This is a genomic window from Pseudomonas syringae CC1557, assembly GCF_000452705.1.
In the GTDB taxonomy this organism is placed as follows: Bacteria; Pseudomonadota; Gammaproteobacteria; order Pseudomonadales; family Pseudomonadaceae; genus Aquipseudomonas; species Aquipseudomonas syringae_F.
This window is the reverse complement of record NZ_CP007014.1, coordinates 3,096,380-3,110,090: the sequence shown is the minus strand read 5'-3', so window position 1 is coordinate 3,110,090 and position 13,711 is coordinate 3,096,380. Positions and strand designations below refer to the sequence as shown.

At 61.5% G+C, this 13,711-nt stretch carries 1 pseudogene; it reads right to left on the bottom strand.

Annotated elements, in window-relative coordinates:
- Positions 1-183 precede the first annotated feature (183 nt).
- Positions 184-13,700, bottom strand: a pseudogene (locus N018_RS28800) (amino acid adenylation domain-containing protein); the annotation flags it as partial.
- Positions 13,701-13,711: the final 11 nt, after the last annotated feature.

Below are 13,711 nucleotides of genomic sequence, written 5' to 3'. Positions count from 1 at the left end.
TCGACGAGCATGTGAGTTCCTTCTTGAGATGCTCAAACCTGCTGTGCCTCAACATCATTAACATTCGGTATCACATGTAAATATTTTTACAAAAACGATTCAGCTCCAGGCTCTAATTAAGCTGAGTTGCGCAGGAAATGTCTGTCATGGGATACCGGGACATCCTGCGCAACGTGGCGGTTACTACTCAGATGGGGCTGTTATCGAACGTGAAACTTCTTCTCTGCGGGTCTCGTTGGCGGCCTCCTTGCTCAGGGCTCGAGAGATCGCCTGGCCCAGCGCACTCACATGAGGTGCCCTGACCAGCGTGTCGTGGGTGCCGGGAAGCGCTGTAACGCTCACCGGAGAGTCAAGCAAGGCCGTCCAACCCAGCAGCGGATCGTCGCGCTCCTCGGCACTGGCGGTAAACAGCGTCACCGTAAGCGGAGCAGGCAGGGTGAAATAGGTACCGACCGCAATATGGGTCGCATAGGCGACCGCAAGATGGCTGCGTAACAAGGCGGCATCGACGTCCTGAGGCAGTTCCTCCGGAAGCAGGCGGTGTGCCACGCAAAGTGTCAGCATATCTTCGACGGCACCCGTGCTGGCCAGCTCGGTGAGTTGCCGGAATACTTCGGGATCAAGCTGCTCGGGTAGCCAGCTCATCAGGAATTGACCTTCGCTCAATGCTTCCGGCGCTTGCTGCTCAAGACGCGTGGAGGTGTCGATGATGCCGAGGAACTCCAGCTGTTCGCCGCTGGATTGCAATTGGCGGGCCATTTCATAAGCGATAAGACCACCTGCAGACCAGCCACCGATCCGGTAAGGCCCTTTCGGCTGTACCTGACGAATCGCCGTCACGTAGCGCGCGGCCATGGCAGACACCTCGAACAGCGGCGTCTCCCCAGCTGCCAGACCACTGGCGGCCAACCCATAGAGCGGCACCTGCGGGTCGATTTCTGCGGCCAGATCGCGCACGTACTGCACTTCGCCGCCCAGCGGGTGAACCAGGAACAGCGGCCTTTGCGAGCCTGTGCGACGGACCGGCACCAGATTGCTGTGCTGGCCGGGGCGTGCCTGGCCGTCCAGGGTTCTGGCAAAACCGGCGATGGTTGGCTCGATGAACAGATCTCGGACCGCGATCGGTTTGCCGAGCACCTTGCGCAAGCGCGAGGCCATTTGCACCGCCATCAGGGAAATACCGCCTAGCTTGAAGAAGTCGTCATGGCGACTGACCTTGTCCAGCTTGAGTAACTCTTTCCATAGGTTGGCGAGGGCGATCTCGGTGTCGCCTTCAGGCGCTTCGTAAGGCAGGGCTTCAGGCTGTTCATCTTCGACCGTCGCAGCGATAGTTGCGGCATGCGCCGAACGCGGCAGCGCTGGCGTGTTGTCCAGCACCTGGCCGATCGACTGCCGAGCATCGCTCACCATATTCTCCAGAACCCTGGCAAACAGCTGAATGATGGACTGCGCAGTGGTTTTGTCGAACAGGTCGGTAGAGTATTGCAGGCCGCCGCTCAGGCTTTCGCCGGTATCGGCGAGTGACAACGAAAGGTCGAACTGCGTGGTGATATGGGCGCTCTCCAGCGACTCCACCTCCAGGCCGGGCAGTTGCAACAGCGAAGGTGGCGTGTTGTCCAGGCTCAGCATCACCTGGAACAACGGGCTGTGGCTCATGCTGCGGGTTGGCTGCAAGGCGCTTACCACTTGCTCGAACGGCAGATCCTGATGACTGTAGGCAGCCAGCGTGATGTCTTTGATCCGAACGAGCACTTCACTCAGTCGGGTCTCTCGGCAGGTAGCCACACGCAACGCCAGCGTATTGGCAAAGAAGCCGATCAGTGGCTCCAGCTCCGGGCGTTGACGGTTAGCGACCGGTGTACCGACCACCACATCGTTCTGGCCGCTGAGGTGACTCATGAGCATCGACCAGCCGGCCAGCAGGACCATGAACAATGTGCTGCCCTGAGCCTGACTGAAGGCGCGCAAGTCGGCACTCAGCTCTGGCGAGAGCACACAGTCGATCATCCCGCCGGTATAACTCTGGATGGCTGGGCGCGGACGGTCCAGTGGCAGGTTCAATACGCTTGGTGCACCTTCCAGATGCTTGCGCCAGAAGTCGATCTGGGCCTGCAGCGCGGGGCCGTCGAGGGATTGCCGTTGCCAGGCGGCGTAGTCCACGTATTGCAGTGGCAGCGCTGGCAGCGGGTCTTTTTGGGCTTGACTGAAGGCGGCGTAAAGCACGCTCACTTCCTGAGCAAGAACACTGTTGGACCAGCCGTCGGAGACGATGTGATGCAGCGTGATCAATAGCACATGCTCGGCGTCTGCAACCTGCAGCAAATGCCCGCGCAGCATCGGGCCCTTGGTCAGGTCGAACAGTTGCGTGGCATTTTCCTGACCCAGACGGGCCAGGGTTGAAGTGCGCTCTGCACTGGAAAGGTCGCGCAGATCCTGTTTCACCAAAGGAAAGCGGCTATCGGCCGGGGCGATCTTCTGCACCGGTTCACCGTCCACCAGTTCAAAACGCGTGCGCAGGGTTTCGTGGCGTGCAACCAGGCGATCCAGCGTTGCCTCCAGGGCAGCCGTGTCAAGTGACCCTGTCAGGCGCAACGCCAGCGGCAGGTGGTAGGCCGCCCCAGCCGCGTGATCCAGGTGATCGAGGAACCACAGGCGCTGCTGTGAAAAAGACAGTGGCAGACGGCCGGAGCGATTGGCCCTCGGAATCGATTGCGCTTCACCTGGCACTGCGGCGTTGACCAGTGAAGCCAGGCCACGCACGGTCGGCGCGTCGAAGAGCTCACGCAAGGTGATTCGTGTACCGAGCTTGCGCCGCAGTCGCGACAGCAACTGCACGGCGAGCAACGAGTGACCACCCAGTTCAAGGAACCCGTCGTTGCGGCCCACCTGGTCCAGGTGCAGCAAGGCTTTCCATATCTCGGCGATGGCCTCTTCGGTTTCGCCTTGCGGCGCCTCGTAAGCCTTGCTGGCCAACGCATCCTGACCAGGGGCGGGTAGCGCACGGCGGTCGAGTTTGCCGTTGGCGGTCAGCGGCAGGGCGTCCAGTTGGACGAACGCGTTGGGCACCATGTACTCCGGCAGATGCTTGAGCAATTCGCTGCGCAAGTGTTCAGCTGCCACCGATTCGCCACACACGTAGGCCACCAGGCGCTGGCTCTCCGAGTCGCCCTGGCTATCGTTACGGGCAATCACTACCGCCTCGCGGATACCGGGTATGGTCAGCAGAACGTTTTCGATTTCACCCAGCTCGATGCGGAAACCACGAACCTTCACCTGGAAGTCGTTGCGGCCCATGTATTCCAGCGTGCCATCTGCCTGCCAGCGACCCAGATCGCCGGTTTTGTAAAGGCGCGCATTGGCGACATCGGAGAACCGGTCGACGATGAAACGTTCGGCACTCAGCTCGTCACGGTTCAGGTAACCACGGGCCACACCACGACCGCCAATGTGAATTTCGCCGACGACGCCCAGTGGTGCCGGCTCGCCACGCGCATCCAGAACATGCACCTGAACGTTGGCGATAGGGCGGCCAATACTTGGTTTTTCACCCAGATCGCGGATCAGATCGATGGTCGCGTCCACAGTGCACTCGGTCGGGCCATACATGTTGTAGAAGCGGATGGTCTGACAGTTACGCAGCTTGTCCCAGGTGCTGGCGTTGATCGCCTCACCGCCCAACAGCACGCTGACCGGCTGATAGCTGCTGCGTTCCAGCAGGCCGGCCGAGAGCAGGGTGTCGAGCTGCGACGGCGTAGAGTCGAAGGCATGAACCTGATGAGCTTCCAGGAAGTCCAGCAGTTCACTGCCGTTGGCACGCAGCAGTTGCGGGATAATCACCAGCTTGTGGCCAGAGAACAATTGCGAGATGCCTTTGATCGACATGTCGAAGAAGAAGCCGGCATTCAGCGCCACGGTGGCCGGCGTCGGGCAGTGCTGATGGGTCGTGCGGGTCAGCACGTTCCAGAAGTTGAACACCGAGTGGTGCTCGACCATGACACCTTTCGACTGGCCGGTAGAGCCTGAGGTGTAGATTACGTAAGCCAGGTTTTCCGCCGTCAGGCTGTCTACCAGCGGATTGGCGTCGAACGCCTGATCATCCGCCGCCAGCATCGATTCAGCGCTGTCCAGCAGCATCAGCGGTATGTCGCCAACCGGCAGACTGAGTGCGCTCTGAGTCAGCAGCGCGCGCGGCTGGCTGTCCTGCAGCATGAAGGCCATGCGGTCCGTCGGGTGGGCAGGGTCGATCGGCACGTAGGCAGCACCGGACTTGAGCACGCCCAACAAGCCGACAATCATGTCCAGGCTGCGTTCGGCGCAGATGGCCACGCGCTCGTCCGGCTGCACCTCGAGTTGCAGCAACTGCCGGGCCACGTGGTTGGCGCGGCGGTTGAGCTGCCGATAGGTCAGTTTGCGGTCTTCGTAGACCAGCGCCACTGCATCAGGATTGCGGCGGACCTGGTGTTCGAACAAAGCATGGACAGGCACGGCAGGTGCGAAGTCGCTGGCGGTGTCATTGAAGTCGTTGAGCAGCAGTTGCCGCTCGGCCTGCGGAATCACTTCCAGACTGCTCGCCAAGCGTGCCGGATCCTGCTCAAGGGCGTTGACCAGCTCGGCAACCGCCTGACCGAGGTAGGCGGCAATCCGGTGCGGATCGATACCGCTGATGGACTGCGCGGTCAGCGAAAAACCGCTGCCCTCATTGGCCACGGCAATTTCGATCGGATAGTTGGTACGGGTTTCGGACTCCTGGAAATGAATGCCTTCCTGCCCGGCCAGGTCCTCGACGTTTTCCCCGGCAATGTCTGTCAGATCACCGTGACGGCAGTTGAGGATCACCGTGAACATCGGCAGCGCCGCATCCACTGCACTGCAGCGTTGCGCCAGGGCCAGAGGTGCCTGCTCGTGGGTCAGCAGGCCGCTGAGCTGTTGGTAGGCGTCCTGAACGATATCGCGCACGCTGTTTTGTTGCAGGCGGATACGCATCGGCAAGGTATTGATGAACATCCCCAGCGCATGGTTGGCGCCGGAGGTGCCTTGGGAACGTCCGGAAAGCACCGTACCGAAAATCCCGTCGTCGCGTCCGCTGGTGGCGGCCACAACCAAACCCCATGCCGCGTGGAACAGCACCGAGGTGGGCACGCCTTGGGTCCGTGCGGTGCTATGGACCCGCGCGCTGAGGTCGTCGCTCAGTTCCTGTACCGAGCGCAGGATGACTGCGTCGCCGCCACGCACATCGAGCACGCCGTAGGGCGCGGTGGTGGTATCGACATCCCCCAGCAGTTGACGGAAATAAGCTTCATGTTCGGCCTGGGAAACGCAGGCAGCCCGAGCGATGAAGTTGCGATACGGCTGCGATGGCGGCAGGCTGTCCGCGCGTCCGTCCATCACCGTCTGGATCTCGCCCATGATCAGGCGAAGGGTGACGTTGTCGCTGATAAGGTGATGGTCCAGCAACGCCATCAGCCACTTTTCCTGCCGGGTATCGTAAGTGATGTACGCGGCTATCAGCGGTGCCTGTTGCAGGTCCAGACGCAGATGGTAGGTATCGGTGCGTTCGCGCAACATCTGCAAGGCGTCGTCACCTGGCGCAGTATCGAGCTGAATGATTGGCAACGTTGCCTGTCGATGCACCACCTGTACCGGTTGCGACAAACCTTGCCAGCGCAGGGCGCTGCGCATGATGTCGTGGCGGTTGATCACCACTTGCAGTGCGCCGAGGAAGTTGTCGAGCAAGTCACGGCTGTCGAAGGTCGCTATGGTGCGCATCAGGTAGGCGTCGCCTTCTGACTGCAACAGGTGGTGAAACAGGATGCCTTCCTGCAACGACGACAGTGGGTAGATATCCTGGACATTGGCGACGCCGCCTGCCACGTCTGCAACGATATGCTCCAGTTCCTGCTGGGTCAGTTTCACCAGCGGCAGCATGTCCGGGGTCAACGCCGTGCAGTCGGCGGGAATCAGGTTCGCCGGGGCGACCCGTTCCACCGTAGTGCCGTCCGCCAGGACGGCGGCCATGGCTTGCAGGGTCGGTGCCGAGAACACCGTACCCACGTCCAGCAACAAGCCTATCTGACGCAAGCGCTCTATCAGGCTGATGACCAGGAAGGAGTGACCGCCAAGTTCGAAGAAGTGATCCTGGCGACCGGTTCAACCCCGAGCAATTCCTGCCATGCCCCGGCCAGGGTGGTTTCGATAGTGCCTAGCGGCGCTTCGTAGTCACGACTCACCGTAGCCAACTGGTCCGGCGCGGGCAGGGCGGCACGGTCAAGTTTGCCGTTGGTGGTCAGCGGCCAGGTTTCAAGGGTCACAAAGGCACTGGGCAGCATGTGTTCGGCCAGCACGCTGGCCAGTTGGCTGCGCAGGAGTGCTGACTCGGGAGCAGCGCCGTCCTCGGCAATCAGGTAAGCGACCAGGCGTTTGTCACCGGGGCGATCCTCACGCACGATGACCATCGCTTCACGGACCTCGGGGCAGGCGAGCAATTGCGCCTCGATCTCGCCCAGCTCGATACGAAAGCCGCGAATCTTGATTTGCGAGTCATTGCGGCCCACGTAAACCACGCCGCCGTCGCTGCGGTAGTGCGCAACGTCGCCGGTACGATAGAGGCGTGCGCCGCTTTGCGCGGCATAAGGGTCGGCAATGAAACGCTCGGTATTCAGTTCCGTGCGGTTCAGGTAATGCCGGGCGACCCCGGCACCGCCGATATAAATCTCGCCATTGACACCCACCGGCACCGGTTGCTGGTAGTCGTCGAGAATGCGCAAACACAGGTCGTCAAGCGCCGGCCCGATCAGGCTTGGCATAGCGGTGTCGATTTCCGACTGGCTGATCGGGTAGTAGGTGGCATGCACGGTGATTTCCGTGATCCCGTACATGTTCACCAGACGGGTACGCGACAGCGGCGTGCGTGCAGTCCAGGGCTGCAGGCTGCGGAAGTCCAAAGCCTCACCCCCGAACACCACTTCACGCAGTGCATGCTCTTGCGGGCTGCGTTCGCGGGCCTGAATGAACTGGCGGAAAGCGCTTGGCGTCTGGTTCAGGACGGTGACCTGCTGCTCGCAGACCAGCGCATAGAAGTCATCCGGCGAACGCGCCACCTCACTCGGGACGATGACCAGTTTGCCGCCATAACACAGCGCGCCCCAGATTTCCCAGACCGAGAAGTCGAAGGCGAAGGAGTGGAACAGCGTCCAGATATCCTCACGCCCGAAGTTGAATTGCCCGGCAGTGGCGTCGAACAGGCGTGCCACGTTGCCGTGCTCCACTAGCACACCTTTGGGCAGACCTGTGGACCCTGAAGTGTAAATGACATACGCCAAATGCTCGCGGGACAGACCCAGTGCGTCAGGCTCAGGGTTGCAGTCCAGTGATTCATCCGCCAAATCAGCACTGTCGTTATCCGCGCCGAGGTTCAGTACCGGCACGCTATGCGCCGGCAGTACGTCGAGGCAGGCCGACTGGGCCAGCAACGCCACCGGCGCACTGTCCGTCAGCAGGTAGCCGAGACGTTCGGTGGGGTACGCCGGGTCAAGGGGTACGTAGGCCGCACCGGCCTTGAGTACCGCCAGTACTGCGCAGATCATCTGTGTGCCCCGTTCTGCGAGGATGGCTACCCGGTCATCGGGACGCACGCCTTGGGCAAGCAGTTCACGGGCCAGACGGTTGGCACGGCGGTTGAGCGCCTGGTAACTCACCTCTTGCCCGCCAAAGACCAGTGCGATGTCCTGCGGATGGGCGGCAGCGAACTGTTCGAAGCGCTGATGTACCATCAGGCCCGACGCGAATACCGCCTTGGGCTGCAGCAGTGCTGGAGAGGCCAGACGCTGCGCTGCACTGAGCAACGGCAGGCCGAGCACCGGTTGCGCGACATCCTCGACCATTGCTTCGAGCAGGGTATGGAAATGCTGGGCAAAACGCTCGACGGTGGAGCGATCGAAGAGATCGCTGGCGTACTCGATTACCCCGTTGAGAGTACCGGCGTCGCTACCCAGGGTCAGCATCAGGTCGAACTGCGCAGTTTCATGGGCTTGTAAAACGGGATGCAGGCTAAGGCCCGGCAGGGTCAACTCGCCGCCGATGCTGGTGTTATCCAGCGACAGGGCGACCTGACACAGCGGGCTATGGCTCATCGAGCGTGGCGGCTGCAAGGCTTCGATCACTTGCTCGAACGGAATGTCCTGATGCTCATGGGCCGCCAGCGTGGTCTGGCGGACCTGATCCAGCAGTTGCTCTACGCTCGGGTTCTGCGTCAGATCAACACGCAGGGCCAGGGTGTTGACGAAAAAGCCGATCAGGTTCTCGGTGTCGGTACGGCCACGGTTGGCGCTTGGCACGCCTATCACCACATCGCGTTCGTTGCCCAGACGCGCCATAAGCACCGACCAGGCACTGAGCAGGCCCATGAACAGGGTGACGTTATGGGCCTGGCAGAAGCGCTCCAGACGCTGATAAAGCGCTGTATCGATTGTCACTGGCACAGCACCGCCGCGGTAGCTTTGCACCGCCGGACGCGCCCGGTCGGTGGGCAGCGACAGCAGCGTCGGCGCGCCACCCAGGTGCTCACGCCAGAAGTCGGCCTGCTCGGCAAGGCGCTCGCCGGTAAAGGTGCGGCGTTGCCAGGCGGCGTAGTCGGCGTACTGGATTGACAGGGCCGGCAGCGGGTCCGGCTGATGCTGACTGAACGCCTGGTAGAGGGCAGCAAATTCCTTGACCAGCACACCCACCGACCAGCCGTCTGAGATGATGTGGTGCTGGGTGATCAACAGCATGTACTCATCATCTGCCAAACGCAGCAGACGCCCGCGAATCAGCGGACCCTGGCGCAGGTCAAAGGGTGCAGCGGCTTCGCTGTCAGCGATACGTGAAGCGCTGAGGCTGGCTTGTTCATAGGACAGCGAGCGCAGGTCCTGCTCGGTCAGGGCGAAACCGCTATTCGCAGCAGCGATGACCTGCACAGGCTGTTCACCGTGCAGCTCGAAGGTAGTGCGCAGGCTTTCATGACGTGCGACCAGACGGTCGAGCGCAGCCTTGAGCGCTCGGTGATCAAGCTCGCCGCGCAACAGCAGCGACATCGGCATGTGGTAGGCGCTGCTGGCACCAGGAGCGAGTCTGTCGAGGAACCACAGGCGTTGCTGGGAAAAGGACAGCGCCAACGGCTCGTTACGCTCGATGGCTTCAATGCTGTCGGTGGCGGTCGCTTGCAGGCCGTCGACGACCCTTGCCAGCTCGGCCACCGTCGGGTGACTGAACAACTGGCGCAGCATCATCTCGCCGCCCAGCTGTTGGCGCACTCTTGAAACCAGTTGAGCGGCCAGCAGTGAGTGACCGCCGAGTTCGAAGAAGCTGTCATGCCGGCTCACGCGCTCCAGGCCCAGAAGGTCCTGAAATATCTGCGCCAGGGCCAGTTCAGTGGCGCCTTCTGGAGCGGCGTAGCTGCGCTCGGACATGGCTTCAAGGTCCGGTGCTGGCAGTGCGTTCTGATCCAGCTTACCGTTACTGGTCAGTGGGTAGGCCGCCAGGCTCACAAAGGCGCTGGGAATCATGTAATCGGGCAGGGTGGCGCCCAGTTGCTTGCGCAGGGCGGCCACTTCCAGGCGGACCGATGGTTCGGCGATCAGGTAGGCAATCAGGCGCTTGCCTTGACTTGCGTCATCACGGGCCAACACTCGGGCTTCACGAACGCCCTCGCAGGCCAGCAGTTTGGCCTCGATTTCCCCCAGTTCGATGCGGAAACCGCGAATCTTGACTTGCGCGTCCATGCGGCCCAAGTGAACGATTTCGCCATTATCCAGCAGCTTGCCCAGGTCGCCGGAACGGTAAAGGCGTGTACCGGGACGCAGCGGATCGGCAATAAATCGTTCGGCGGTCAGCTCAGGTCGATTCAGGTAGCCACGACCAACGCCCAAACCTGCGACACAGATTTCCCCGGCTACGCCAATCGGCAACAGGTCCTGCCGCGCGTCCATGATATAGGCCACAGTGGTCGGGATCGGCCTGCCGACATTGGAAATACCTGCGGCGATATCTTCGGCACCAATGGCTTTATAGGTGACGTGTACGCAGGTTTCGGTGATGCCATACATGTTCACCAGTGTCACGTGGGCAAAGGTCCGGTGGAACTCGTCCAGTTTGCCAGGCTCCAGGCTTTCACCACCGAAGATGACATAACGCAAGTGTTCCAGATTTACATCGCTGCGCCCGAGGGCGGCGCTGGCAAGTTGCAGAAAGGCCGATGGCGTCTGGTTAAGTACGCTGACCTGCTCGCTTTCGAGGAAATCCAGCAACGCCTCGGGATCACGGCGCAGAGCTTCTGGCACCAGCGTCAGGCGACCCCCATAGAGCAGGGCCCCGTACATTTCCCAAACCGAGAAATCGAAGGCGTTGGAGTGAAACAGCGACCAGACATCCTCGGCATTGAAGGTGAATTGTGAGCGACTGTTGTGCATCAGGCGCACGACGTTGCGGTGTTCCAGCAGCGCCCCTTTGGGTTCGCCAGTGGAGCCGGAGGTGTAGATCACGTAGCAGAGATGGTCCGGGGCGTTAACGTTCTGCAGGTTGGCCGTGAACTCGACGTTTTTGCCTGCGGATTCGCCCGACTCCGGGGTGAAGATTTCGATTCCAAGCGCCAGCAGAGCAGGGCTCATGTCCTCACGGGCAATGGCTTTGTGCGTGCCGCTGTCACGCAGCACGTAGTCGATTCGCGCGGCCGGAGAGCCAGGGTCAATCGGCACGTAAGCGGCGCCAGCCTTGAGTACGGCGAGGGTAGCGACAATCATCGCTGGTGAGCGCTCAAGGATAATCGCCACCAGCTCTTGCGGCTGCACACCGGCATCACGCAGACGATGAGCGAGGCAGTTCGCCTGTTCGTTCAACTGGCGGTAGCTGAGCCGCTCCTCGCCCAGATTGACCGCGATGTTGTCCGGGGTCCGGCGCGCCTGCTCTTCGAACATTTGATGCAGGGTCAGGGTGTCGGGCCAGGCCGCTTCGGAGTCGTTGAAGTCGATTACCTGGCGTTGGCGCTCGGCGGCATCGAGCAGCGCCACGTTGTCAACGCGCTGTTGCGGGGCATCGACAAAGGCCTGCAACAAGCGCACGTAATGGCGCATCAGCTGATCGATAAATTCAGCGGTGAAGAAATCGGCGTTGTAGGTCAGGTGCCCGTGCCAGAGTAGCTCACCCGCATTGATCAGCAGGTGCAAGTCGTTCTTGCCGTAGCCCAGGTTGGTTTCCAGACTATTGACTTCCAGACCTGCGACCATGGTGCCGCTGTCGCTGACGTGCTGAAAGTTGAACAGTACATCGAACAGCGCCGTACGGCTCATGTCCTTGGCCGGATCAAGCACACGCACCAGTTGGTCGAACTGCATGTGACGATGCCGGAGGGCTTCGGTCAGGGTGTTGGCGGTCTGCTCGAGCAGGGTTTGCAGGGTGGTCTCGCTGTCACAGGCAGCACGGATCACCAGCAGATTGTCCAGCGGGCCGACCACATGTTGCAGAGCCGGTTCGCGGCAGGCCGCGCTGGTGCCGATAACCAGTTCGTCGTGCCCGGCATAGCGCCGCAGCAGGGCGGCGAATGCGCTTAGCGCAAGGCTTGAAGCACTGACGCCGACGCGTTCTGCCAGTTGTTCCAGGCCCCGCTTCAGTGCTGTATCGATCACACACTCATGGGTCGCCTCACTGAACACATGAACTGCGGCCCTTGGCCGATGGAGTGGTAATTCCAGCGCCTGAAGCTTGCCGCGTAACTGGTAACTCCAATAGGCCCGCAGGTTTTCCAGCACTGCAGCAGGCAACTGGCGTTGCCATGCGGCGAAATCGGCATAGTTGAGGGACACTATCGGTAGCGCGGCCTCACGTCCGGCACAGGCGGCTTCATAAAGCGCCAGCAGGTCGCGTTTGATCAGTTGCAGCGAGGTGCGGTCGGCCAGCAGGTGATGCACGGTCAAGGCCAGTACGCCGTTATTCTCGTCTGCCCTGATCAGGCTGGCGCGCACCAGGCTGCCAGCGCTCATGTCCAGCGGGCGACGGGTCTCGGCAACAGCCAGTGTGCGCATGTTGTCCGCATTGCCTTGGTGTTGCTCCAGCGTCAGGCGGGCCGGGCCGTCGAAACTCTGCCAGGCGCTGGCGCCGTCGCTGTGTACACGGCAGCGCAGGATGGCATGGCGGGCCAGCAGACCGTCAAGGGCGGTTTGCAGGGCCGCGATGTTCAGTTCGCCCGACAACTCCAGTAGCAGCGCGAGGTTGTGATACACCGGGTTGGCGTCATACAGGTAACCGGTTTCGAAGGTGTCGACAAACCAGATACGCTCCTGGTGATAGGACAGCGGCAACCGCTCCGCCACCGGTGCCAGGGCGGTGACTTCGGGCAGCACCAGCGCAGGGTCCAGTTGCAGTTCGCCGATACGTGTCTGCGGCGCTTCGGTGAAACCACGCAGTAGCCGTTCGAAGCGCGCGGTCAGGCGCTCTATGCTGCTGGCGTCGAACAGCGCGGTGGAATACGACAGGCTGCAAGACAGGTTCTCGCCGCTTTCGTCAATGTGCAACGACAGGTCATGCTGGGTGTTTTCATTGTGGGATGGCAAAAATTCGAGCTTCAGGCCCGGCAGTTGCAGCTGCCCGCCAGCGCTGTCGGTATCGGTGTAGAGCATGGTCTGGAACACCGGGCTGTGGCTGGCACTGCGCGGAGGTTTGAGAGCTTCGACGACCTGCTCGAATGGCGCTTCCTGACGGCTGGCGGACTCCAGCATCAGTTCCTTGACCTGCTGCAGTACCTGATCAAGGGTCGGATTGGCATCCAGTCGTACCCGCAGTGCCAGAGTGTTGACGAAGAAACCGATCAGCGCCTGCACGTCCAGCCGGTCGCGGTTGGCAGTGACGGTGCCGATCACCACGTCCTGCTGGCCGCTGATTCGGCCCAGCAATACGGCCCAGGCGGCGATCAGCGTCATGAACGTCGTGGCGGCGCGGGACTGGGCAAAACGGGTGATGGCACCGGACAACGCAACCGGCAGATCAAAGCTCAACGTCTCGCTCCGGTAGCTCTGCACCGCCGGTCGTGGCCTGTCGGTGGGCAACGCCAGCAAGGCCGGAGCGCCCGACAGATGGCTACGCCAGAACTCGATGTGCTGGCTCAGGCGCTCACCTTCCAGATGCCGCCGTTGCCAGGCCGCGTAGTCGGCATATTGCAAGGCCAATGGTGGCAGGGGATCGGGCTGGCCGGTGCTGAACGCCTCGTACAGTGCCGCGAACTCCTTGACCAGTATGCCAATCGACCAGCCATCGGAGATGATGTGGTGCTGGGTAATCAGCAGTCGATGTTCAGTGTCGTTCAGACGTAGCAGACTGCCGCGGATCAGTGGGCCGTGCAGCAAATCGAAGGGCGCTGAGGCTTCCTGCTCGCTCAATTGCGCCGCGTGTTGTTCCGCCTGTTCCTTGGGCAGATGGCGCAGATCATGTTCGACCAGGCTAAAGCCGCAGTCGGCCGCTGCGATGATTTGCACCGGCTGCTCGCCTTCACGGCGGAAGGTCGTACGCAGGCTTTCATGGCGCGCCACCAGGCGATCAAGGCTGGCCTTGAGTGCGCTGCGGTCCAGGTTGCCATGCAGCACCAGCGATGCAGGTATGTGATAAGCGGCACTCGCCGTCGGATCGAGTTGATCGATGAACCACAGCCGCTGCTGAGCGAACGACAGGGGCAGCGGACCTTCGCGGT